The sequence below is a fragment of the Roseovarius sp. YIN77 genome, assembly GCF_057219155.1.
This window is the reverse complement of record NZ_JBXVVI010000002.1, coordinates 25,749-49,910: the sequence shown is the minus strand read 5'-3', so window position 1 is coordinate 49,910 and position 24,162 is coordinate 25,749. Positions and strand designations below refer to the sequence as shown.

Annotated in this window: 25 protein-coding genes; 6 read left to right on the top strand and 19 right to left on the bottom strand. The window is 57.2% G+C overall.

The window, feature by feature from the left end; all coding sequences use genetic code 11:
- Positions 1-13: 13 nt before the first annotated feature.
- The 6 genes from AC2D8P_RS03995 to AC2D8P_RS03970 are packed head-to-tail and all read right to left on the bottom strand — an operon-like array spanning position 14 to position 6,053.
- Positions 14-1,018 (bottom strand): ABC transporter ATP-binding protein, encoded by a 1,005-nt coding sequence (locus AC2D8P_RS03995; protein ID WP_484700697.1) that lies wholly within the window; start codon positions 1,016-1,018, stop codon positions 14-16.
- On the bottom strand, positions 1,015-2,049 hold the full coding sequence (locus AC2D8P_RS03990) for a Gfo/Idh/MocA family protein (protein ID WP_484700695.1): 1,035 nt from the start codon (positions 2,047-2,049) through the stop codon (positions 1,015-1,017). Before AC2D8P_RS03990 ends, AC2D8P_RS03995 begins: the two co-directional genes overlap by 4 nt.
- Complete coding sequence (locus AC2D8P_RS03985; protein WP_484700693.1) at positions 2,046-2,885, bottom strand: carbohydrate ABC transporter permease; 840 nt, start codon at positions 2,883-2,885, stop codon at positions 2,046-2,048. Before AC2D8P_RS03985 ends, AC2D8P_RS03990 begins: the two co-directional genes overlap by 4 nt.
- Before the next feature lie 11 nt (positions 2,886-2,896).
- Complete coding sequence (locus AC2D8P_RS03980; protein ID WP_484700691.1) at positions 2,897-3,823, bottom strand: carbohydrate ABC transporter permease; 927 nt, start codon at positions 3,821-3,823, stop codon at positions 2,897-2,899.
- A gap of 54 nt (positions 3,824-3,877) precedes the next feature.
- Positions 3,878-5,131, bottom strand: coding sequence for an ABC transporter substrate-binding protein (locus tag AC2D8P_RS03975; RefSeq protein WP_484700689.1), 1,254 nt, complete (start codon positions 5,129-5,131; stop codon positions 3,878-3,880).
- 13 nt (positions 5,132-5,144) lie between these two features.
- Positions 5,145-6,053 carry an N-acetylmuramic acid 6-phosphate etherase gene (locus AC2D8P_RS03970; RefSeq protein WP_484700687.1) on the bottom strand — a complete coding sequence of 303 codons (909 nt, stop codon included), beginning with the start codon at positions 6,051-6,053 and terminating at the stop codon, positions 5,145-5,147.
- Positions 6,054-6,319: 266 nt separating this feature from the next.
- Here AC2D8P_RS03970 and AC2D8P_RS03965 point away from each other — a divergent pair, with 266 nt between their 5' ends.
- The 3 genes from AC2D8P_RS03965 to nagA are packed head-to-tail and all read left to right on the top strand — an operon-like array spanning position 6,320 to position 9,275.
- Entirely contained in the window at positions 6,320-7,090 is a 771-nt protein-coding gene (locus AC2D8P_RS03965; protein ID WP_484700685.1) for a GntR family transcriptional regulator, read from the top strand.
- On the top strand, positions 7,087-8,118 hold the full coding sequence (locus AC2D8P_RS03960; protein WP_484700683.1) for an SIS domain-containing protein: 1,032 nt from the start codon (positions 7,087-7,089) through the stop codon (positions 8,116-8,118). Before AC2D8P_RS03965 ends, AC2D8P_RS03960 begins: the two co-directional genes overlap by 4 nt.
- Positions 8,115-9,275: an N-acetylglucosamine-6-phosphate deacetylase gene (gene nagA / locus AC2D8P_RS03955; protein WP_484700681.1), complete on the top strand. Its 1,161-nt coding sequence runs from the start codon at positions 8,115-8,117 to the stop codon at positions 9,273-9,275. The genes AC2D8P_RS03960 and nagA overlap by 4 nt, the downstream gene beginning before the upstream one ends.
- Positions 9,276-9,357: 82 nt before the next feature.
- On the opposite strand, the gene murD is transcribed toward nagA, so the two are convergent.
- The 8 genes from murD to mraZ are packed head-to-tail and all read right to left on the bottom strand — an operon-like array spanning position 9,358 to position 18,454.
- A complete protein-coding gene (murD, locus tag AC2D8P_RS03950) occupies positions 9,358-10,752 on the bottom strand; it encodes a UDP-N-acetylmuramoyl-L-alanine--D-glutamate ligase (protein WP_484700679.1) in 1,395 nt (464 codons plus the stop codon).
- On the bottom strand, positions 10,752-11,837 hold the full coding sequence (mraY, locus tag AC2D8P_RS03945; RefSeq protein ID WP_484700677.1) for a phospho-N-acetylmuramoyl-pentapeptide-transferase: 1,086 nt from the start codon (positions 11,835-11,837) through the stop codon (positions 10,752-10,754). Before mraY ends, murD begins: the two co-directional genes overlap by 1 nt.
- Before the next feature lie 11 nt (positions 11,838-11,848).
- Positions 11,849-13,285 carry a UDP-N-acetylmuramoyl-tripeptide--D-alanyl-D-alanine ligase gene (locus tag AC2D8P_RS03940; protein ID WP_484700675.1) on the bottom strand — a complete coding sequence of 479 codons (1,437 nt, stop codon included), beginning with the start codon at positions 13,283-13,285 and terminating at the stop codon, positions 11,849-11,851.
- Entirely contained in the window at positions 13,282-14,781 is a 1,500-nt protein-coding gene (locus AC2D8P_RS03935; protein ID WP_484700674.1) for a UDP-N-acetylmuramoyl-L-alanyl-D-glutamate--2,6-diaminopimelate ligase, read from the bottom strand. The genes AC2D8P_RS03940 and AC2D8P_RS03935 overlap by 4 nt, the downstream gene beginning before the upstream one ends.
- Positions 14,782-14,808: 27 nt before the next feature.
- The gene (locus AC2D8P_RS03930; protein WP_484700672.1) at positions 14,809-16,599 is read right to left on the bottom strand and encodes a peptidoglycan D,D-transpeptidase FtsI family protein; all 1,791 of its coding nucleotides are present in this window, start codon (positions 16,597-16,599) and stop codon (positions 14,809-14,811) included.
- The gene (gene ftsL, locus AC2D8P_RS03925) at positions 16,596-16,949 is read right to left on the bottom strand and encodes a cell division protein FtsL (RefSeq protein WP_484700670.1); all 354 of its coding nucleotides are present in this window, start codon (positions 16,947-16,949) and stop codon (positions 16,596-16,598) included. The genes AC2D8P_RS03930 and ftsL overlap by 4 nt, the downstream gene beginning before the upstream one ends.
- Positions 16,949-17,950, bottom strand: a complete 1,002-nt coding sequence (gene rsmH / locus AC2D8P_RS03920) for a 16S rRNA (cytosine(1402)-N(4))-methyltransferase RsmH (protein ID WP_484700668.1) — start codon at positions 17,948-17,950, stop codon at positions 16,949-16,951. The genes ftsL and rsmH overlap by 1 nt, the downstream gene beginning before the upstream one ends.
- Before the next feature lie 3 nt (positions 17,951-17,953).
- Positions 17,954-18,454 (bottom strand): division/cell wall cluster transcriptional repressor MraZ, encoded by a 501-nt coding sequence (gene mraZ, locus AC2D8P_RS03915; protein WP_484700666.1) that lies wholly within the window; start codon positions 18,452-18,454, stop codon positions 17,954-17,956.
- A gap of 607 nt (positions 18,455-19,061) precedes the next feature.
- Here mraZ and AC2D8P_RS03910 point away from each other — a divergent pair.
- Positions 19,062-19,394 (top strand): hypothetical protein, encoded by a 333-nt coding sequence (locus AC2D8P_RS03910; RefSeq protein WP_484700664.1) that lies wholly within the window; start codon positions 19,062-19,064, stop codon positions 19,392-19,394.
- Here the strand turns inward: AC2D8P_RS03910 and AC2D8P_RS03905 are convergent.
- Complete coding sequence (locus AC2D8P_RS03905) at positions 19,391-20,485, bottom strand: Mrp/NBP35 family ATP-binding protein (RefSeq protein ID WP_484700662.1); 1,095 nt, start codon at positions 20,483-20,485, stop codon at positions 19,391-19,393. The genes AC2D8P_RS03910 and AC2D8P_RS03905 overlap by 4 nt on opposite strands.
- 249 nt (positions 20,486-20,734) lie before the next feature.
- On the opposite strand from AC2D8P_RS03905, the gene AC2D8P_RS03900 reads away from it, so the two are divergent.
- Positions 20,735-20,974 (top strand): DUF1127 domain-containing protein, encoded by a 240-nt coding sequence (locus tag AC2D8P_RS03900; RefSeq protein ID WP_484700660.1) that lies wholly within the window; start codon positions 20,735-20,737, stop codon positions 20,972-20,974.
- Positions 20,975-21,356: 382 nt separating this feature from the next.
- On the opposite strand, the gene AC2D8P_RS03895 is transcribed toward AC2D8P_RS03900, so the two are convergent.
- The 4 genes from AC2D8P_RS03895 to AC2D8P_RS03880 all read right to left on the bottom strand — a co-directional run bounded on the left by AC2D8P_RS03895 (position 21,357) and on the right by AC2D8P_RS03880 (position 23,186).
- Positions 21,357-21,611, bottom strand: a complete 255-nt coding sequence (locus AC2D8P_RS03895; protein WP_484700658.1) for a hypothetical protein — start codon at positions 21,609-21,611, stop codon at positions 21,357-21,359.
- 8 nt (positions 21,612-21,619) lie between these two features.
- Positions 21,620-21,979, bottom strand: coding sequence for a LysE family translocator (locus AC2D8P_RS03890; protein ID WP_484701101.1), 360 nt, complete (start codon positions 21,977-21,979; stop codon positions 21,620-21,622).
- A gap of 85 nt (positions 21,980-22,064) precedes the next feature.
- Positions 22,065-22,499, bottom strand: a complete 435-nt coding sequence (locus tag AC2D8P_RS03885; protein ID WP_484700656.1) for a RidA family protein — start codon at positions 22,497-22,499, stop codon at positions 22,065-22,067.
- Between the two features lie 231 nt (positions 22,500-22,730).
- Positions 22,731-23,186, bottom strand: coding sequence for a nucleoside deaminase (locus tag AC2D8P_RS03880; RefSeq protein ID WP_484700655.1), 456 nt, complete (start codon positions 23,184-23,186; stop codon positions 22,731-22,733).
- A gap of 75 nt (positions 23,187-23,261) precedes the next feature.
- On the opposite strand from AC2D8P_RS03880, the gene AC2D8P_RS03875 reads away from it, so the two are divergent.
- Positions 23,262-24,038: a pseudouridine synthase gene (locus tag AC2D8P_RS03875; RefSeq protein ID WP_484700653.1), complete on the top strand. Its 777-nt coding sequence runs from the start codon at positions 23,262-23,264 to the stop codon at positions 24,036-24,038.
- Positions 24,039-24,162 lie beyond the last annotated feature (124 nt).

Genomic DNA, 24,162 nt, shown 5'->3' with positions numbered 1-24,162 from the left:
AGGCCAAACTGACCTAATTCTTGCTCAACCTCTGCCCCGATGCATTAAATAGGAAACTATCCGCATCGTTGAAATCCAGTTGGATATCCGTATCCGGCTCGACAGCGTGTTGACCAAACAAACGCACGGTCACCGGGTTATCATTGCCGATATCCACCAACACGTTCGTATCGCCGCCCAGTTTTTCGACATGGGTCACTTGCCCGCCGATCCGGCCCTCTTGGGCAAGTTCCAGATGTTCGGGGCGGATGCCCACAACTGTATCGGGTTGCCCCCCCAGCTTGTCCGCCGGAATAAAGTTCATCGAAGGCGCGCCAAGAAACCCCGCGACAAACTGGTTGGCTGGATTGTTATAAAGCTCCATGGGAGAGCCGACCTGTTCGACACGCCCATCACGCAACACGACAATTTTATCCGCCAGCGTCATCGCCTCTGTTTGATCATGGGTCACATAGATCATAGAGGCCGCCAAAGCCCGGTGCAGACGGGCAATTTCTATGCGCGTGTTCATCCGTAAAGCCGCGTCGAGGTTTGACAATGGCTCATCAAACAAAAACAGCTTTGGCTCTCTGACAATGGCCCGGCCGATGGCCACACGCTGACGCTGACCGCCCGACAGTTCGGCAGGTCGGCGATCCAGATAGTCCTGAAGCGACAGCATCTGACTGGCGACATCGACCCGCCGGGTGATTTCGTCCTTGGGCTGCTTTTCCTGTTTCAGGGCCAGTGCCATGTTGTCGCGAACACTTAGATGCGGGTAAAGCGCGTAGGATTGAAACACCATCGCGATCCCGCGTTTGGCGGGCGGCACGTCATTTACGCCCTGCCCTTCAATCTCGATCGAGCCCGATGTCGCATCCTCCAACCCTGCTATCACGCGTAACAATGTGGATTTTCCGCAGCCCGACGGCCCGACAAAGACCACAAACTCTCCCTGCTCCACCGTCAGGTCGATATTCTTCAACACTTCGACAGGACCGAAGGATTTGCAAACGTTGTTCAATTGCAGCGCAGTCATTTGTCTTGTTCCTCAAGGGTTATTACGCGACCGGTGCGAATGCTTTCATCCGCGGCCAGACAGATCGCAAGGCTTTGCACCGCATCCTGCATATGGCGCGTCAGGTCCGTATCATTTTCAATGGCAGACAGCATAAAGGCCTGCTCCCGGTCACACAGTTCCTGATGACCGGGTTCGCCTGCCATCTCTATCAACTCGTCACCATCAGGTCGGTGAACCAGAATGCCGCCGACCTTTGTGTGACCATCCACATCGTCAGAGGCGCCCTTGTTGCCATCGTTGATGGACACGGCACCGTTCGGGCTGACGATGTCTTTTACGAAAAAGGCGGTTTCCGACATCATCGGTCCCCAGCCGGCCTCGTACCAACCGACGGAACCATCGTCGAACACCACCTGAAACTGGCCGTAATTATACATGTCAGGTGCAATTTCATCGGACAGGCGCACGCCCATGCCATGCACCCGGACCGGCCTTGCATCGGTGATCTGGCACATGACATCAACATAATGCACCCCACAATCGACGATCGGTGATGTGGTCTGCATCAGCGCCTTGTGAACCTCCCATGTCGGGCCATCGGATTGCTGGTTCAGGTTCAGACGAAACACAAATGGCCCGCCAAGCCCGCGCGCCTCTGCAATCAGGCGCACCCAACTGGGATGATGGCGCAGGATATAGCCCACAACCAGCTTACGGTCGGTCTCAACTGCCTTGGCGACCACGCGTTTTGCGTCAGAAACCGTTGTTGCCAATGGCTTTTCCACAAAAACATGCGCGCCCGCATCCATCGCCGCGCAGGAAAAATCGGCGTGGCTATCGGAATAGGTGGCGATCACCACCAGATCAGGTTTGGCCTCTGACAGCGCTTCGTGAAAATCAGTGTAAATCGGATATGATTGCAGATCCCCATCCTCAATACGGCCAGACCGATTGACCAGACCCACAATCTCTGCATCCGCGTGGTGGTGATGCGCCAACGCATGGGACAGCCCCATATTGCCCAGACCTGCGATCAGAACACGGGTCATTTCACTGCTCCAGAGGTTATCCCACGGATCAATTGGCGCGAAAAGACGACGTAAAGCGCCATCACCGGCAGGATCGCCATCGACAGCGCCGACAGAACCGCGTTCCAGTCGGTCACAAACTGCCCGATAAAGACCTGGCTCCCCAGAGTCAGCGTTTTCGTTTCCTCCGCCGGGGCCAGGATCAGCGGAAACCACAGATCATTCCAAATCGGGATCATGTTAAACACCGCAACCGTCGCCATGGCTGGCCGTACCAGCGGCAGTACCAGTCGGAAAAAGATCGTGTATTCCGACAGCCCATCTATCCGGCCCGCGTTTTTCAGATCATCACTGACCTGCCGCATAAACTCAGACAAGATGAACACCGCCAACGGCAATCCCTGTGCCGTATAGACAAGGATCAGCGCCATCAGCGTATTCACCAACCCCGTAGACACCATTAGTTCCAGTATTGCGACGGTTCCGATCCGGATCGGGATCATAATGCCCAGCGCCAGATAGAGCCCCATCAGCGTGTTGCCCTTAAACCGGTACTCCGCCAAGGCAAACGCCGCCATCGATCCGAACAAAAGTACGAAAAACAGAGAGGCCACAGTGACGATCATCGAGTTTTGGAAATAGAGGAAAAAATCCCCCTGCTTCATCACTGTCTGATAGCCAATTAATGAAAAGCTGTCAGCATCTGGCAGGGCCAACGGCTCCCGAAAGATCGCCCGCCGGGTCTTGAAGCTGTTGATCAGGATCACGAAGACCGGGAACAATGCGATCAACGTATAGGTCAGCAAAATCGCGTGACTGGCGAAGATGTTGAACGGGTTTCTGCGGGCTTTGTTCATTGTCATAACCCTCAGAACTGATACCGACGCATGCGCGTCTGGATGCCAAACAGATACAGGCACACACCGATCAGAATGATCACGAACATGGCCGTCGCGATAGCAGACCCCATATGCGGATCACCCAACTGCAACTGGAAGCCAAAGAAGGTGCGGTACATAAACGTGCCCAGAATATCGGTGGAATAGTCCGGTCCCGCCAGCGCCCCCTGCGCGGCGTAGATCAGATCGAACGCGTTGAAATTGCCGACAAATGTCAGGATAGAGATAATCCCGATCGACGGCAAAATCAGCGGCAACTTGATCTTCCAGAACGCAGACATGCCGGTGATGCCGTCAACCTCGCCGGCTTCCAGAACTTCTTCAGGAATGGACAGAAGCGCCGCGTAGATCAGCATCATCGGGATGCCCACGAATTGCCATACGGATACCAAGGCAAGCGTCGTCAGCGCGTATTCTTCTTTCCCCAGCCAAGGCGCATATAAAAACTTCAATCCGACCGCGTTCAGCATATCTGGCGCGATGCCCCAGATCGGGCTGAGGATCAGTTTCCACGCAAAGCCCACAATCACAAAAGACAGGATCGTCGGGATGAAAATTGCAGACCGATACAAGGCCGCAAAACGCAGTCTCGGGTGGCTCAGAATGGCCGCAAGCGCGACGCCAATCGGGTTTTGAACCAGCATATGGATAAAGAAAAACCAGAAGTTGTTGCCTAACGCGTTCCAGAAACTTTCTGACCAACGCGGGTCGCCAAACAACGTGCGAAAATTGTCGAGGCCTGTGAACACACGGGCATGATCAACCTCTGTGTAAAGCGCCAGGCGCAATGTATTGAACAGCGGGAAGATCATGATCGCCGTATAAACCAGCACAGCAGGTGCCAGAAAAACCAGGATGTGCCAGCGAATGCGTTTAGAAGCGGTGGCCGAAGTCATGTCTGTCCCCCTGAGTGTGTGCCGGGCAGGTCGGGCCCGCCCGGCAGATCGTGCTTATTGGTGAGGTGCGTACCAGCTTGCCAATCCGTCTTGCAGTTTGGCCCCCAGATCTTCTGCGTTCTCGGCGCCTTTGATCGCGGCGACGGATGCGCCCCAGGTATCATTCTCGAGGTTCGGCGTGCCGCGAGACAAAATCTGATAGGTGGATCGGATAGTCGATTCACACTCTCCGCGCCAGCTGACAAACTCCTTCGCTAGCGGATCTTCCATCTCAACCGGTGTGTTGGACAATGGGAAGAACCCCGGCAGCGCATTGCCAAATATCGAGGCAAATTCTGGCGAGGCAACCCAGGCCAGGAATGTCCGCGCAGCCTCTGGGTTCTCAGAAGCGGCGTTCATGCCAATGCCGATATCCGTGTGGTCAGAGATATAGCACGTATCACCCGCGTTCTGAACCGGTGGCTTGAACGCCCCCATTTCGAAATCTGCCAAGGCGTTGAAGCCAGAGATTTCCCAGCTGCCCGCCGGATAAACAGCCGCACGACCAAGGGTAAAGATGTTTTGGCTGTCAGGGTAGGTTTGCGCCTCAAACCCATCGCCCAGATAGCCACCCCATTTGGCCAGTGCCCGGTACGGTGCAACCCATTGCTCGTCGGTCAGTTTCTGTTCCCCTGCAATCAGCGCCAGACGACCCTCTTCACCTTTCCAATAGTTCGGACCGATGTTGTTATAGCCCATGGTCGCGGCTTCCCATTGGTCATTGGTGCCCATCGCCATTGGGATGTAGGTGCCATCTTGCTTGATCGCCTCAAGTGCTGCGAAAAACTCTGCTTCGGTCTCTGGCACGTCAATGCCCAGTTCAACAAAGGCGTCCTTGTTGTAGATAAACCCATGAATGACCGACGCCATTGGCACGCAGAAACTGGCCGACCCATCATCAGTTTGCCAGGCAGATTTTGCCACGTCAGAGAAGTTGGACATCGCAGCCATATCATCCAGATCGGTCAGGTGACCGGCGTCATAGAGCGCCAGCGATGCGTCAAACGGGCGGCATGTGATCAGGTCACCGGCAGACCCTGCATCCAGCTTTGAATTCAGCACCGCATTGTATTCGGCAGGCGCCGAAGGTGTGAATTGAACCTTGATATCAGGATGCTCTGCTTCAAATGCTGGGATTATCTTGTCCTGCCAAAGCGCGAGGTCATCATTGCGCCAGCTCTCAATTGTGATCGTGGTTTCGGCCAAAGCGGCTGACGCCCCTATTGTTGTCGTCATCAGCGCCAGTGCCAGTGTGGTTTTTGGTTTCATTTCAGTCTCCCTTTCAATTCTGTTGGTTCGCCTTCGCGCGCAAACTCTCTAACGCCGCGCGCAGATTTCCTTTGGATGCGTGCAAAATTTCCGTTGCGTGATCCAACCCTCTCGCCCCTGCCGCCAAAATGATGGCTGGCTTTACGGCACCTTCTGCGATCTCCAGACAACGGGCGGCTTCGCTATCGGCCACGCCAGCGATGGCGCTGACCATGCCCCGGGCACGCCCGCGCAATTTGTCATTGTCAGCGATCAAGTTGACCATCTGCCCATCATGTACATGACCCAAACGGATGCCCATCAGCGTGGACATCATGTTCAACACAACCTTCTGTGCGGTCCCTGCCCCCAATCGCGTTGATCCTGCTATAACCTCGGGCGGCGTCTGCACACAGATCGACACATCCGCATATTCAAAGATCGCTGCGCCATCGTTATTCGCGATGCAAATCACCCGCGCACCACGTGACCGCGCAACCCGGGCAAAGGCCACGGGATAAGCCGTCGTCCCCGACGCGGTGACGGCAATCACCACATCGGCAGAGCTCACAGTACCTGCCGCCACTTCCGCCTCGACCTGATCATCTTCGACATCGCCCGGCAGATGGGCATCAACAGGCAGCCCTCCAGCCATGAAAATCTGAACCTGCGATGGCAGCAATCCAAATGTCCCGCCCAGTTCTGCCGCATCTGCCAGCGACATCAATGCAGAAGACCCCGCTGCCGCATATATCAACCGGCCGCCCTTTCGGATCGCTTCGGCCATTTCTGTGGCGGCTTTTTCAATATTTGGCAGGGCACCCTCAATCGCGCCAAGCACATCCCGCTGCCCCTGAAGCAAACAGTCAAGGATCTCTGCGCCCGAACGCGCATCAAGCCCCTGTGATTGTGAATGCAATGCTTCTGTATGTGCGGCAGCCATACGATTCCTCCGTTTCACATACAATACCTATTAGAAACCATTTGTCTACCATTTTTGACCAATGCATGTATTTTACGCCCTTCTGTCGATAAATCAGGGAAGTTTGGTGAAATTCTGCTTTATTTATCTGTATAGGTATTGTATTGGTATCTTATGAATTTGAATAACCCAAGATCATTATCGACCACCTTGCCGTGGGATTGGATCACTCGCAATGTCGTGCGGACAGTGCGCCATCTCGCTGATTTCAAACGGGACAATTGGTCATGAGCGTCGCAAATTTCCTGAAGCCCGATCAATGGCTGGATGATGGCACCGGCCCGCGTTACGTCAGGTTGCGCCAACGCATTCAAGACGCGATTAACGCCAAGATTCTAACCCCAGACGCCCCCTTGCCCGCAGAACGCGAAATTGCCACCTTGACCGGCCTGTCGCGCGTCACTGTTCGCAAGGCGATGCAGGATTTGGTCGGCAAAGGAATCATCGTACAGCGCCAGGGGTCCGGCAATTTTGTCACTGCTCAGGGGCCGCGCATGGAACAGTCCCTGTCTGTTCTGACATCCTTTACCGAGGATATGAACCGCCGCGGCTATATCTCAGAGGCACGCTGGCTGGAGAGGGGTGTTTTCATGCCCTCCCCGGATGAAATCGTGTCGCTGTCCTTGTCCGCTGACGATTCGGTTGCCCGGATAGCCCGATTGCGTACGGCAGGTGATCGACCATTGGCGATCGAACGGGCCTCTTTGCCGTTGGATATCTTGCCCAACCCGTTGTTGGTGGAAACATCTCTCTACGAATTGCTGGATGCGGATGGCAATCGCCCGGTGCGCGCCATTCAAAAAATTTCCGCCATCAACCTAGGCACTTCTGATGCGGACTTGCTTTGCGTGGAACCCGGGTCGGCAGGGTTGCGCATTGAACGCTTGTCGCGCTTGGCAAGTGGTCGCGTCATCGAGCTTACAAGATCAATATACCGCGGCGACGCCTACGAATTCGTGGCCGAACTGCGCCTGACCGAAAACCAGGAAACCTCATGACCCACTCATCCAGCCAAATGCGCAAGGAAATTGATGAAATACCCGCCGCCGTGGAACGGCTGCTGATCCACGGCGCGAAGAATATCGAGCTCGCAGCAAACGCGCTGAGGGAACTGGACCCGATGATCGTCATTTCCATCGCGCGCGGCTCTTCTGATCACGCCTGCACATATTTGAAATATGCGACAGAGCTGGAATTGGGCCTGCCAGTGGCATCGGTTGGCCCATCCATCGCCTCGATTTACCGCGCCCCGCTGCGTTTATCCGGGGCCGCCAGCATTGCTGTATCCCAATCAGGACAAAGCCCAGATATCGTCGAAATGGCGCGCGCGGCACGGCGTGACGGCGCCTTGCAAATCGCGCTGACAAACGACCTCACCTCACCATTGTCCGAAGCCAGCCATCACGCGCTGGACATCTGCGCAGGCCCCGAACGAAGTGTCGCGGCAACCAAAACATTCGTCACTTCTGCTGTTGCGGGTCTGATGTTGCTCGCAAAATGGGCGCAGGATGACTCCCTGATCAACGCCATTCACACGCTACCCGAAGCGTTGCAAAAAGCCGCGGCCATAAACTGGCCAGACGTGCGCGCCGCGCTCAATCAGGAACGATCCTTGTTTACGCTTGGCCGTGGCCCCGCTTGGGCAATCTCAAACGAGGCCGCATTGAAATTCAAGGAAACCTGCCAAATTCATGCCGAAAGCTACTCCTCTGCCGAGGTTTTGCATGGCCCGGTCTCTATCGTCGACGAAGGGTTCCCGGTGTTGTGCTTCGCCGCAGGTGATGCTGCCGAAAAGGGGTTGGTTCAGATTGCAGATCAGGTATCTGACATGGGAGCGCAAGTCTTCATCACATCACAGATGCCGAGATCAGCACATACCATCCCCCACATACGGACCGATCATCCACTGACGGACCCGCTGTGCCTGATTGTGTCCTTCTATGCCATGATCGAACGTTTCGCGATGTCGCAAGGCACGAACCCGGATGCCCCGCGCCACCTGAAAAAAGTAACGGAAACAATATGAGCGCGACACTGAAAGCGTTGACCGGTGCCGCCGTATTTGATGGCGTACAAACCCATCATGATCACGCGGTTCTGGTGCGCGATGAACACGTCGTGGGGCTTGTGCCAACGCCCGACATTCCGGCTGATGCGCAGGTGCAGGATTTGGGCGGCGGAATTTTCGCCCCCGGATTTGTGGATTTGCAAGTAAATGGCGGTGGCGGATTGATGTTTAACAGCGACCAATCCGTTGAAACGTTGGAAACCATTGCCAAAGCCCATGCCCAAATTGGCGCCACCTCCATTCTGCCGACATTGATCACTGACACCACCGAACGAACCAAGGCCGCCATTGATGCCGCAATATCGGCGGTTGAGGCAGGCATTGCGGGTATTGAAGGGCTGCATCTGGAAGGCCCGCATCTGTCAATCGCACGCAAGGGCGCCCATGATGAGGCCCTGATCCACCCGATGGAGCAAGCTGATTTGGATATTCTGATCAGTGCCGCGTCGCGGCTGCCAATCCTTAAGCTAACTATCGCCCCGGAAAGCGTTACACCTGATCAGATCAGACAACTGTCCCAGGCAGGTATCCTGATCGCACTTGGCCATAGCGATGCCGCCTTTGCCGACTGTCAACGCGCCGCAGATGCCGGTGCCCGCTGCGTCACCCATCTGTTCAACGCGATGCGACAATTGGAAAGCCGGGAACCAGGTCTTGTAGGCGCCGCGCTCCGCCTGGGGGATTTGTCCGCAGGCTTGATTGCTGATCTGGTCCATGTGCACCCACAAACCATCGCGGCAGCCATGGCCGCTAAGGCAGGCCCAGGAGGCATCTTTCTGGTCAGCGATGCCATGGCCACGGCAGGTTCTGAAATTTCACAGTTCACCTTGAACGACCGCCGCATATCCCGGGACGGCAGCCGATTGACACTGGACGATGGCACATTGGCCGGTGCTCATTTGGAACTGAGCGATGCAATCAGAAACATGGTGCAAACTGTTGGCCTGCCCTTGGATCACGCGCTGGCGATGGCCACGTCAATCCCGGCGAAACTGATCGGCAAGGGGAACAAGATCGGGCAAGTCAGCAAAGGCGCCTGCGCCAATTTCGCACATTTAAACGATGACCTGACATTACGCGGCGTATGGGTGGCGGGAATACATCAGCCGACATAGCATGATTTTCGGCCATATGCGGGGGAGACGCGACAACCCCCTATAACCACACCTGGCCCAATCCGCCTGGGAACTGCGCGAATTATAATGCGTGCACAGCTTCAACAAAGGCATCGCCACGTTTTTCGAAATCCGGGAACTGATCGAAACTGGCAGCCGCCGGGGCCAGTAGCACGGTATCGCCAGTTTCAGCCTCCGCCGCAGCGCGGTTGACGGCCACATCGATGGTTTCGCAAATCTCATAGGGCACATCACCAAGCGCCAAGGCAAACTCGCGTGCCGAATGGCCGATCAGGTAGGCTTTGACCACCGATCCCAGATGCGGCAGCACGGCATCGAGCCCACCATCCTTGCCCAACCCGCCTGCAATCCAGCGGATGCGGTCAAAGGCCTGCAGGGCCTGCGCCGCGCTGTCGGCATTGGTAGCCTTTGAATCATTGACGAAGGTCACGCCATCCCGTTGCCCGACGACCTGACTGCGATGCGGCAGCCCGTCAAAGGCATGAAACGATTTCTCGATCAATTTGGGCGGCAATCCCAGCGACCGGCACACAGCATAGGCGGCACAGGCGTTTTGGTGGTTATGTGACCCGGGCAACCCGGCAATGCCCCGCAAATCGATCGACGCCGCCTGCCGCCCCTTGCGGTACTCAGATAAAAAGCCCTTGCGCGCAAAAATGTTCCAGCCAGAGCCTGTCAGTTTCTGATCACGAGAGACACGGATCACCCGATCGTCAGCGGCTTCTTCGGACAACTGATTGGCCAGAAACCGACCCTCAACCTCATCCACACCGATCACCGCCCGGTCCGGTCCACCCTCGGCAAACAGGCGCCGTTTGGCCGCAAAATAGCCACCCATGCCGCCATGCCGGTCCAGATGATCCGGGCTGAGATTGGTAAAGACGGCAATATCCGGGGTCAGGGATCGCGCCAGCTCGGTCTGGTAGCTGGACAGTTCTAGCACGATGACCTCGCCATCTACGGGGGTTTCGATATCCAGAACCCCGCGCCCGATATTGCCGGCCAGTTGGCTGGGTTTCCCGGCAAATTTCAGGATGTGGTAGATCAGCGCCGCCGTTGTGGATTTACCGTTCGACCCGGTCACCGCGACAACGCGCGGTGGCGTGTCAAACATCGCCCAGTCACCATTGCCAAAGGACCGAAAAAAAAGCCCGATATCATTGTCCACCGGCACACCCGCCGCCAACGCAGAGGCAATAATCGGATTGGGTTGCGGGTAAAGATGCGGAATACCCGGCGAAACCACCAGCGCCGCAATATCCGACCAAACATCTTGCTTAGACAGGTCATGGGTGGTCAGACCTTGCGCCTCTGCCTTTTGGCGCGCCTCGGCGCTGTCATCCCACAACAGCGCGATAGCGCCCCCAGCCTCCAGCGCATGGGCGGTTGCAATGCCGGACCGGCCCAGCCCCAGAACGGCGACTTTTGCGCCCTCGTATCCGCGTACAGGGATCATCAACGTACCTTCAACGTGGCCAGACCGATCAGCGCCAGGATCAGAGAAATGATCCAGAACCGGATCACAATCTGCGGCTCTGCCCAGCCCTTTTTCTCAAAATGGTGATGAATCGGGGCCATCAGGAACACGCGTCGCCCGGTGCGTTTGAAATAGAGGACCTGAATGATCACGCTCAAGGCCTCAACGACAAAGAGCCCGCCGATGATGGCCAAAACCAGCTCGTGCTTGGTGGCGACCGCAATCGCGCCCAAGGCACCGCCCAGCGCCAATGACCCGGTATCCCCCATGAACACGGCCGCAGGCGGCGCGTTATACCACAAAAAGCCCAAACCCCCGCCGATCAGCCCGGCGGTAAAGATCAACAACTCTCCAGTGCCGGGCACGTAGTGCACATCCAGATATTCGGTGAAGTCAACCCGTCCGACCGCATAAGCAATCACACCCAGCGCACCGGCAGCAATCATCGACGGCATAATCGCCAACCCGTCCAGACCATCGGTCAGGTTTACCGCGTTGGCCGCCCCCACAATCACGATCATGGTGAACGGAATGAACAGGATGCCCAGATTGATCAGCGTGTCCTTGAACACCGGCAAGGCCAGTTGATTGGTCAACGGATCGGGATGCACATAAGATGCCCATATCCCGGCAATCGCGGCAATTGCAAAGCCAGCGCCCAGCCGCACCTTACCCGATACACCCTTGGTGTTTGATTTTGCAACTTTTTGATAATCATCAACAAATCCGATCAAACCAAATCCGATCGTCACGAACAGAACCAGCCAGACAAACGGATTGTCCCACCGCGCCCAGACCAGGGTCGATACGATCAGCGCACCCAGGATCAGCACCCCGCCCATGGTGGGCGTGCCCGCCTTGGTCACCAGATGGCTTTCCGGCCCATCCTCCCGAATAGGTTGGCCCTTGGCTTGTTTGCGTTTCAACAGATTGATCAGGGGCCTGCCAAACAAAAAGCCAAAGATCAGCGCCGTGAAAAACGCACCACCTGCGCGAAATGTGATATAGCGAAAGAGGTTAAACACATCCCCGCCATCCGAAAGCTCCGTCAGCCAAAACAGCATTCGCGCGCCCCTTAGTTCGTTTGTGGGGCCGGATGGCCCAGTTTGCGGATCGCGTCAACCACACGACTGACATAAGACCCTTTCGATCCCTTGATCAGGATCACATCGCCCGCATCAATTAACCGATGCGCCTGGGCTGCCAATTCGTCGGCCTGCTCGACCCATTCGCCACGTTTGTGATCGGGCAGAGCGTCCCACAAATGCCGCATACGCGGACCGACACAGTGCAATAGATCTATGGCCTGAACATCGTTCAGACCGGCGATCGCAGCATGATCATCTGTCTCTGTCGGACCCAGTTCCAGCATATCGCCCAAGATGGCGATCCGGCGGCCCTTGCCGACCCGCCCGATCCCGTCCATCGGGGTGCTTTTCGCCAGAACCTCCAGCGCCGCCGCCATCGAGGTTGGATTGGCGTTGAACGCATCATCGATCAACTCAATAGTCATATCCTGTTCGACGGCATCCAGACGCACATTCTCTCTGGTGCCCCGCCCGGCTGGGGGCGCCCATAACACCAGATCCCGTGCTGCCAGCGCAACATCTGCGCCCAAGGCCTCCACCACGGCCAGCACACCCAACGCGTTGGTTGCAAAATGCCGCCCGGCAGAGCTGACGCGGTAGACAACTTCAAACTCTGGCAACGCCGCCCGGGCAGAGGTGCTGTCGCCGGTGATCACCACATTGGACAAGCGATAGGGCAAAGTTGTCCCTTCACCAAACTGTGCGATGTGCAGGTTCAATCTTTGGGCCGCGTCTTTCAATATGTCTGCGGTTCCGACATCGCCATTCAGAACCGCCGCACCGCCGGGTTCAACCCCTTCCAGAATGGATGCCTTTTCCCGCGCGATCGCCTCGATCCCGTCAAACGCCTCCATATGCGCTGCCGCGATAGTGGTGATCATCGCCACATGGGGCCGCGCCATCCGGGCCAATGGGGCAATCTCGCCCGGGTTGCTCATCCCGATCTCGATCACCGCAAAATCAGCATCCTTGGGCATCCGGGCCAACGTCAGGGGCACACCCCAGTGATTGTTGTAACTCGCCTCTGCCGCATGAACCACGCCCTGCCGGGTCAACACACTGCGCAACATTTCCTTGGTCGAGGTTTTCCCGACAGAGCCTGTCACCCCGATCACCTGCCCTGAAAACCGCGTCCGTCCGGCCACGCCCAGCGCCTCCAACGCTTTTAGCACGTCATCGACGATCAACAGGGGCGCATCAGGGGCGACCCCATCCAGCACCCGGCTGACCAGCGCCGCAGCGGCACCTTTCCCCAAAGCCTGCGCGACAAAATCATGGCCGTCCCGCTGATCCTTCAACGCGACAAACAGATCACCGGGTTGGATCGTTCTTGTGTCGATCGACACACCCGTCGCCCGCCACTCTGTCGTGGTCTGCCCACCTGTTGCGGCCACGGCATCGGCTGATGTCCACAGCACGCTCATGCCAGTCGCCCTTCCAACGCCGCAACGGCAACACTGGCCTGTTCCACATCGTCAAAAGGCAACACATCATCACCAACGATCTGCCCGGTTTCATGGCCCTTGCCCGCAATCAACAGTGCATCCCCCGGCCCCAATGCATCAACCCCGCGCAGGATCGCCTCTGCCCGGTCGCCAACCTCAGTCGCTGTCGGGCAACCTTCCATCACCATGGCACGGATGGCCGCTGGATCTTCGCCGCGCGGGTTGTCATCAGTGACAAAGACGACATCAGCGTTTTTCGCGGCTGCCCGCCCCATCAGCGGGCGCTTGCCCTGATCCCGATCGCCGCCAGCGCCCAACACCACAACCAATCGTCCCATCACATGCGGGCGCAAGGCCTGAAGCGCGGTCGCCACCGCATCCGGGGTATGGGCGTAATCGACAAAAATTGGCGCGCCATTGTCGCGGGTCGCCGCCCGTTCCATCCGCCCACGTACGGTGGTCAGTTCGGGCAACGTGTCAAACACTTCTTCTGGGTCTGCGCCGGTACCGATCACCAACCCTGCCGCCACGGCCACGTTCTGGGCCTGAAACCCACCAATCAGGTTCAGACGCAGCTGCCTTGGCTTGCCATCCCACTCAAAGCGCAGCTCTTGGCCGGTCTGATCAAACCGTTGCCCCATCAGACGCAGCTTGGCATCGATCGCGCGGCCCACGGTCAACACCCGCTGCCCGCGCCCCCGGGCAATCGCCGCCATATCCTGACCGCGCGGGTCATCAACATTGATCACCGCGGTTCCGTCCTCTGGCAGCACACGGGAAAACAACCCCGCCTTGGCGCTGAAATAGGAATCAAAGTTATCGTGGTAATCCAGATGGTCCTGCGTAAAGTTCGTAAACCCCGCCGCCATCAGGCGCACGCCGTCCAACCGCCGTTGTTCCAACCCATGGCTTGATGCCTCCATCGCGGCGTGGGTCACACCGGCCCCTGCCATACCCGACAGCAGGGAATGCAGCGTGATCGGCTCTGGCGTTGTGTGGTTCAGCGGCGCGGTATAGGCGCCCTCGACCCCGGTTGTGCCCAGATTGGCAGCGGACAGGCCCATGGCCTCCCATATCTGGCGCGTAAAACTGGCGACAGAGGTTTTGCCGTTGGTTCCGGTCGCTGCCACCATCACACCGGGCTGCACCCCGAACCACAGTGCTGCGGCATGGGCCAGCACCTGCCGGGGGTCCTCGGCAATGATCAACGCGGCGTTTGACGTCTCAATCTCATCCTTCGCGATCTTGGCACCTTCGCGATCTGTCAGGATAGCGGCGGCTCCCATCCGCAGGGCAAAGCTGATAAATTCTGCGCCATGAACCCGAACACCGGGCAGGGCTGCAAACAGATGCCCCTCTTCCACAAAGCGGCTGTCAACTGATAGGCCGGTGATGCGTACGTCACCGTTATGTGTGACCGTCAGCCCCAGCTGTGCCAGTGACTTTGTTGCCCCGCTCCCCGCTGATTGCCCCACCTTATGCCTTTCGCTCTTGTGCCAGAGTCACCCGTTCGTGCTGCTGAGTGTTACATCGGTTCCACTGCTGTGTTCAATATGGGGTCTGAGCCCCAGTAACGGTGCTACGCGGCGGATGACTTCGGCGGCAACCGGAACAGCTGTCCAGCCCGCCGTGCGACGCATTTCATCCAGCGAATAAATCTCTGGTTCATCCAGGGTGACGATCAGCACATATTTGGGGTCAGAGGCCGGGAAGATAGAGGCAAAAGTCGCAATAACCTTGTCATCATAATACCCCGCCCCATTTTCCAAGGGCTTGTCGGCACTGCCGGTTTTGCCGCCAACTTCGTATCCCGCCACATCGCCAAAAGTCGCCGTGCCGCGCACCACGACCTGGCGCAGCATGTCACGCACCTGCCGGGATGTGGTTTCCGATACCACACGATTTCCGGCCACAATTGTATCACGCCGGATCAGGGTGGGTTCCACCATGAACCCCCCATTGACCATCGCTGAATAGGCCGCCGCCAAATGCACCGGGCTGGCCGACAGGCCATGGCCATAGGATATCGTCATGGTGGACAGTTCAGACCAGTTGCCAGGCAACAATGGGCGCCCAGCTGTGGCTTCGGACATTTCCAGTGTCGTTGGTTCAAGAAATCCCAACTTACCCAGAAACGTGCGCTGTCGTTCGGCGCCGATCTGTTGGGCCAGCCGCGCGGTGCCAATATTGGACGAATCAACAATCACATCGGTGACCGACAGCTCTGGCCCGTAATCATGAAAGTCGCGAATACGAAACTTGCCCCAGCGCAGTGGGCCTTTGGTATCGATCATGGTTTGCGGGTTGACCAACCCATCTTCCAGCGCTTGCGCCACGGCAAAGATTTTGAAGGTCGAGCCCAGCTCATACACCCCCTGCACCGCCCGGTTAAACCTTGGGCTGCGGGCGGCTGTTCCGGCGGCGACGGGCTGTGGGCGATCATTAGGGTCAAAATCAGGTAGCGATGCCATCGAGATAATTTCACCCGTATGCACATCCATCAGCACTGCGGCAGCACCTTCAGCGTTCATCAGGCGCATGCCCCCGGCCAGAACCTGTTCGGTCGCGGTCTGAATGGTCATATCCAGCGATAGCTCCAGCGGCTCACCACCCATGGCCGGGTCGCGCAGATAATCGTCGAAACTACGCTCAACGCCCGCGCTGCCCACCACCTCAGCAGAATGCACACCTTCGCGGCCAAACTGCGTGCCACCCAGAATGTGCGAAGCCAACCGACCATTGGGATAAAGCCGCATTTCACGGGGCCCAAACAACAAACCCGGCTCGCCGATATCATGCACCGCCTGCATCTGTTCCGGCGACAGCTTGCGTTTGATCCAGACAAAGGACCGGCGTCCGGCAAACTGATCCAACAGCTTGGCCTCATTCAGGTCGGGAAAAATCCCCGCCAAGGCCCGCGCTGCGCCAGCCTTGTCGATCATCTGCTGTGGTTGAGCATATAGCGAATGGGTCGAGATATTCGTGGCCAGAATCCGGCCATTGCGATCCGTGATATCGGCGCGCTGCGAAATGATGGTATCACCCACTGCCGTGCTGCGTGGTTCAGACGGGGCGCTGGCTGCCAAATGCCCCATCCGCACCGATGCCACCAGAAAAGCGCAAAAGAAGAACACACCCAACACCAGCAACCGGCCCTCGGCCCGCAGCCGCGCGGTGTCGCGCATCGTTTCATGTCGGGCCTGAATATTCTCACGCTCTATCAGATCGGGGTTTTCCCCCTTTTGGCGGGCCTCCAGTATACGGGCCAATGGGCGCAACGGTGTTCTGATCATGGATTGGCCTCCGCTTCGGCGGAAATTTCAACAACATCGCCCAATGCCCCTGACAAAACTTCCGGCATGGGATAAGTCACCTGATCGACCAGCCCGAACTGTTCCGGGGTCAAGGGCAACAGCCCCAGACGATCAAAATTAATCTCTGCCAGAGCACGCAGCCTGTCGGGACGGTTCAGATAGGCCCATTCGGCATTTAAAACCGCCAGCGATGTTCGTTCCACCGCGATTTGCTGGTGCAGGTCATGGACCTCTGCAATCACATTCTGGGTTTTATAGTTTTCGCGATAGGCCCAAAACGCCAGCCCCATCACAACCAATGCCGTAGAGATATAAAACAACATCCGCATTACCGCGTTCCCCCAAGAACCATCTTTGGCAATCCATATTCCGACCGTTCCCCGGTCCCCGCCGGGGCATCCGTGCGCAACCCCACACGCAGTTTCGCCGATCGTGCGCGCGGATTTTCCGCCAGCTCCTCATCATCTGCGATCACCGCCTTGCGCGTCAGCATCTTGAACTGCGGCTGCAATTCGGCCTCTTCCGGGGCAAAGCGATTGCTGCGCCCTGCCCCACCGGATCGATGCTGGAAAAACCGTTTCACCACGCGGTCCTCCAGCGAATGAAACGTCACGACCGCCAGCTTGCCGCCCGGCTGCAACGCGCGCTCTGCAGCTTCCAGACCGGCCAGAAGCTGGCCAAATTCATCATTCACCGCAATCCGGATCGCCTGAAAACTGCGCGTGGCTGGATGGCTTTGCCCGGGCTTTGCCCGCGGCAGGCATTTTTCGATGATTTCTGCCAGTTGCATGGTGGTCAACAAGGGCACAAGCTTTCGTGCCTCGACAATCGCGCGGGCGATCCGCCGCGATTGGCGTTCTTCGCCATACTGATACAGAATATCGGCCAGATCCGCCTCTGGCGTGCCATTGACCAGATCGGCAGCCGTCGGCCCATCGGCCGCCATCCGCATATCCAGCGGTCCGTCTTTCATAAAGGAAAAGCCGCGCTCCGCCTGATCCAACTGCATCGAGGATACACCTAGATCCAACACCACACCGTCCAGCAAGTCGTCGCAATAGGTATCCAACGCGCCAAACGTGCCCTCGACCAACTGCAACCGATCGCCATAGTCATCGGCCCAGTCAGCGGCCATGCGAAAGACGCTGGGGTCCCGATCAACGCCGATTACCTTGTCCGCGCCCTCGGCCAGCAGGCCGCGCGAATAGCCGCCCGCGCCAAAGGTACCATCCAGCCATTGGCCGGTTACCGGCGCCACTGCTTTCAGCAACGGTCGCAGCAAAACAGGAATATGGGGGGGATTGGGATCAGAGGTCGGATCGTTGGACATATCCTATCCCTCCTCTTCACCATCCAGGTAAATTGATGGATCTGCCTCTGGATCGAACTCATCATCCGCCGACAGATCAGCATCCATTTCGGCGTCGTAGGTTTCGGGTTTCCAGATCTCGAACGTATCGCCATTACCGGCGAAAAACGCCATGCCATCGATATCGATCTTTTCGCGCAGCTTGGCCGGCAGAACCAGACGTCCGGTTTCATCGACCGAGGTCAGCAATGATTGCGTGTTATAAAGCCGCTGCAGCGCCTTGCGCCGCTTATCACCACGGGGCAGCTTTTCAATCCGGCGCTCCACATCATGGATTGCGTCGATGGTGAAACATTCCAGCTGCTTGCGGCGCTCATCGCCATAGACGATGACAAGTTCAGGGCTCAGCCCGTCGGTCCAGTTCGGATCACCTGCCTCAAGCACACGGCGAAAAGAGGCCGGGATAGACACCCTGCCCTTATTGTCCACCTTATGGTGGCTTTCGCCTCTGAACCTGCGAACCAAAACGGTCCCCTCTTACTGTCCCCTTCGAATGGAAACGGCGGGTGAGCCGCTGCCACTGCTCAACCCGCCGCCCTCGTCCCGTTTCCGGGGTTGTCCAGCTGCGCGCGCCACCTGGGGGGATGTCTGCTCGCTCGCGCGCCGGATCTCACGTTCGATGAAGCGGGTGCCTGTATGAAACCTGACTTGGGAGATTCACGGGGTCTTGGGTGCCCCTTATCCCGTCCTCATCGTGCTATAAGGGATGACATGGGAATTCATGGAAATCAAGGAAAATATGAGGGATAAGTAAAATGAGTCCTCAGTGAAATATCAGAAGTTTCAACCGAAAACTCCCAATTAACGCCCCCACTTTTCCACATTTAGAGGTATATTGCTGAAATTAGTCAATATATGGGATCAACACAGCCAAACTCGATCTGACCCATAAATTCCCAGAAAACTTTAAATATCGGCCAAATATCGCGCAATAGCAGCCGATTCTTATGAACAGTTGGCGCGAATCGTCGTCACCAGCGACACGAATCCACGCACCATCCCATAATTTCCCAAACATCACGCCGCCAGGCGTTGCCTTGACGATTTCCATTCACACCTATCAATTTATCACATGCCAAAGAAAGCTGATCCACTCCTGCGCTGGTCGCACAAACACAATACGAACGAAGAGCTTTTGGAGATGATCCGGCACATCGCTGAAAACATGCCAACTCCAAACTATTCGGATCCAATGTTACCACCCTGGCTACGCTTTCCGGAAATACCCGCATTTAGCATCGGCTGGCGTATGCGTGGTGGCGAAGACTACATAGGAGCGTTCGCAGATTGGCTACGCTCAAAATCTCCCGAGGAGCGAGAGCAAAATTTCGAGACCAATCCGCCGCCAAATGCTGACTGGCTTAAGTGGAGTCTAATTGTGCGTGAGCGTATCGCCGAAACCTAGGCCATCCCGCCCTTGACCAACCGATCCGCGAGCGCGGCATAGGCCTGTGCCATAGGGCCGTCACCCACCGCAATGGGCGTGCCAGCATCACCTGCAAGCCGCGTATCCAGATCCAGTGGCAGTTCGCCCAGGAAGGGCACGTTGATCTTTTCTGCCTCTGCCCGCACACCGCCATGGCCGAACAGATGTGCCTCATGCCCGCAATTGGGGCAGATATAGGTCGACATGTTTTCAATCAACCCCAGCACCGGCGTCTTCAGCGTGCCAAACATATTGATCGCCTTGCGCGCATCCAACAGCGCCACATCCTGCGGGGTCGATACCACGATCGCCCCGGTCAGCGCGGTGCGCTGGCACAGGGTCAGTTGCACATCGCCGGTCCCCGGCGGCAGATCGACGATCAGGATATCCAACTCACCCCACTGAACCTGCCCCAGCATTTGCTGCAACGCGCCCATCAACATCGGCCCGCGCCAGACCACCGCTTGATCCGGGTCCACCATCAGCCCGATGGACATCATCGTCACGCCATGGTTCTGCAAGGGGATGATCGTCTTGCCATCAGGCGAGGCTGGGCGTTTCGACACGCCCAGCATCCTGGGCTGCGACGGCCCATAGATGTCGGCATCCAGCAACCCAACCCGGCGACCCTGTTTGGCCAGCGCCACCGCCAGATTCGACGACACGGTGGATTTTCCTACCCCGCCCTTGCCCGACGCAATCGCAATGATCCGGTTCACCCCTGATACTTTCTGCGGACCTTCTTGCGGCGTTGGATGGCGGCCGATCTTCAGATCAGGGGCCGGGCCGCCTGCCGGTTGGGCCGGCTTGGGCTTGGCCGCTGGTCCATGGGCCGTCATCACGACAGAGGCACGTTCGATCCCCGGCAAGGCCAGCACCGCAGCCTCTGCTTCGTTTCGTGCAGGCGACAGCGCCGACGCCTGTTCGGGCGTTTCCGCCTCAATGACAAATTTCACGGAATCGCCAGAGACATCCAACGCGCGCACCAACTCTCTGGACACCAGGGATCCCCCCCCCGGGACGGAAATCCGATCCAGAACCTTCAAAATATCATCACGTGTCATCGCCATTGCCTGCCCCTGAATGCGTTCACCTCTTTACTTTAGAACTCTGCGGGCAAAGACAAGATGCAACCCAACAGATTGTGCGATTGGTCGCAGATAGATCGTCCACGACCTATGCAATTGCTGCATAGCGGCATTGACCATCCGAGGGATTGCGCATGCGCAGCATAAGCTTATTTTCTCCCTGCAAGCCGATGGAACATCCATCCTGCAAAACAATGGGTAACCCCCGGGGACGATCCCGGAAACCCGGAAATGATGATGAAAGTGAGAATGAAAATGGCATATGCAGCAAGCACCAATGGTCTGAGCACCGGCGTTTTTGGTGGCATCGCCAAACTGTACAACGCTGTCGCAGCAGAGCTTTACAACCGCCGCGTCTACTTTGCGACCAAAAATGAACTGTCCGCTCTGAGCAGCCGCGATCTGGATGACCTGGGAATTTCCCGCAGCGACATCAATCGCATTGCATACGAAGCGGCCTACAGCGCTTAACCAAGAATTCTGGCACCTGACCTCCTCCCCAGGTGCCGATGGGGCTGACGCGACCTCCTCCCTCAGCGACACCCCCGGGGCCTTGCCCCACATATTTGATCAGCGGCGCTTTCTCCTCCCTCGCGCCCTGATCAGACCGGACCTGCCCTCCTCCTCCCTGGCAGCGTCCAACACAGATGGCCCTGCCTCCTCCCTCGGGGCCCGTGTAATAGAACGGCGACACCTTTACGGGTGTCGCCGTTTCTTTCGCGGGATGTCAAAATTTAGCAAACCAACCCGAAATCTATCAGAGCTTGCTACAGGTGATTCCGGTCTGGTTGTTGAACGTTTTCATCCAAATGCCCTCGATTTCAAACAACGCGATGTCCGCTATTGGAACAAATCATCGTTGTCCTTCGAAAATCAGCCTTGCGGCCAGCCCTCCAAAGACAAACCCGAGAAAGTACCTCGGCCACTTTGCAAAGTCCCTGCCTCGCGTCGATAGTGACCCGATACTGCCGGCCAGACAAACCACCACCAGGCGAACGGCAAAATCAATAATTATAAAGATGCTGGCCAGCACCATAATCTGTAAAGCAACAGCACCTTTCTCTGGGTCAAGAAACTGTGGGAAAAGCGTGAGGTAGAACAAGGCCACCTTCGGGTTTAGGACATTCGAGAAAAACCCTGCTTGAGAATTGCAAACAGTGACAGCCGCTTGTCAGGCGATGATCGCGCAGAAAAGCTTTCGTGTGCTGTGAACGCCTGCCATGCCAGATACAGCAGATAGGCAGCACCAAGGAACCGCACCAAATCGTAGGCGTAAGGTACTGCCAAAAACAGTTGCGACAATCCGAGCGCTAGGATGATCCCGTGAAATACCGATCCCGCCGAGACGCCCAACTGCGTAACCACTCCAGCCAACTTGCCTTGCGCAGCACTTCTTGCTGCGACCAGGATCATGTCAGGCCCCGGCGTTATCGCAAGCGCCAAGCTCGCTGCGCTGAACAGAAGAAGTGTTTGCATGCCCACCATTAAACGACCTTTTCGCGAAGATATGCATAGTTTTGCCAGATAGACGGATCAGCACAAGAGCACATTGGTTTTGTTGCTATTGATGTTTCTCCAGAGCCGTTTCAGGCATGATGAAGCGGTCCAATGGGACCTCAGCAATTCCGGTGATCTCTACAAGCAACCTCGGATCGTACAATGATGAGACTTCCAACGTGGTTGTTGCGGGGTAAGGCACTTTGAAATAGCGCGCTCGCACCTCCCCGCATTGCATGAAGGCTTGGATATCTGTTGTGAATTGTTGGAGTGATACGATGTCGCTCATTCGTCCACCCATCACATCAAGGATATCGGAAATATTGCGCAAGACTTGTGCGACCTGAGCCGCCATGTCTCCTTCGCCAATGATTTGACCGTCCGATCCGAGCGCGACTTGCCCTTTAAGATAAATGGTTTGCCCGTCGCCAGAGATGACCGCCTGAGAGAATGCCCCAAATGGCGTCCAGACATTTGGTGGATCAAAGCTCTTTGCCATTTCACATAACCCTTGGGTCGCCAGACGTCGGTTCATCGCTTTCCATCACGCTACTTGAGAGATGGCATAGCGCAAATTTGACACTCTTGCGAGGTGCAGCATTTGGTCTTTTGGCCTCCAAGCAGCCCTTTGCCGTTGGCGCAGATTTGCTTCTTGCGTCGTTTTATGGGGTGACAGGCGGACTTGAATGGCAATCAGCACACGACATCACGACTCATCGCCAGATAACCCCTACCCCCGCATTGCCTGGAAAAATCTTTCCAACAGCTTTTGCGACTCTTCCGCCTGCAACCCGTCATAGACCTCGGGCACGTGATGGGCTTGTGGGTGGTCATAGATGCAAGGCCCCTGCGCCACACCGCCGGATTTCGGATCCGCCGCTCCGTAATACAGTCGCGCAATCCGGGCCGCCGATATCGCCATCGCGCACATTGGGCAGGGCTCCAACGTCACGTACAAATCACAGCCGGTCAGCCGTTCGCTGCCCAGCGCCGTGCAGGCCTCGCGGATCGCCATAACCTCCGCATGCGCTGTAGGATCGTTCAGTTCCCGCGTCCGGTTTCCGGCCCGCGCCAGAACTTTGCCCTGCGGGTCAACCACAACGGCACCCACAGGCACCTCGCCCCGCTTTGCAGCGGCATGGGCTTCTTGCAAAGCAACAGACATCCAGGATCGAAATTCGCTCATGAAACCTGTGTGGCCCGCGGAAATCGCTTTGCCAAGCCCCTTTTCCTTTCGCCCCGAAGCGGGTAGAGCCCCACCATGACCAATGACACCCCCAAAGGCGACCGCATCGCCAAAGTTCTGTCGCGTGCCGGCATCGCCTCGCGCCGCGAGGCGGAGCGCATGATCGAGGCTGGCCGCGTATCGGTGAATGGCAAGAAGATCGACAGCCCTGCCCTGAACGTCACATCCAGTGATCAGATCAAGGTCGATGGCAAACCCATTGCCGAACCTGACCCGCCGCGCCTGTGGCTGTTTCACAAGCCCACCGGGCTGGTGACCACAGCACGCGACGAAAAGGGGCGGCAGACGATTTTTGACGTCCTGCCCGAAACCATGCCCCGCGTGATGAGCGTCGGGCGATTGGACATCAACTCCGAAGGCTTGTTGATTCTCACCAATGACGGCGAAATCAAACGTCGCATGGAATTGCCCTCCACCGGTTGGCTGCGCCGCTACCGAGTGCGGGTCAAAGGCACCCCAGAGGAGGCAACGCTGGAGCCCCTGCGCAAGGGCGTCACGATCGAAGGTGAACGTTTCCAACCGATGACCGTGACGTTGGATCGGCAACAGGGCGCCAATGCCTGGCTGACCGTATCGTTGCGCGAGGGCAAAAACCGCGAAATTCGCCGCGCCATGGAACATATCGGGCTAGAAGTGAACCGACTGATCCGCATCAGCTATGGCCCGTTTCAACTGGGCCAACTGAAATCGGGTGAGGTGGAGGAGCTGAAACAGCGCGTCGTACGTGATCAGCTGGGGCTGGGCGAGGCGCCAAAACCCAAACCCGTTCGCCGCCGTCCTTCACGAAAATAGCACCGCCGCGATACCGATCGGATACCGACGTGTTACAGAACAGCGATTATTCCCCCTAGACGAATGCTGGATCGCGCCGGGCTGATCACCTATATTTGATCTCAGGACAGAAAAACCTACCAAC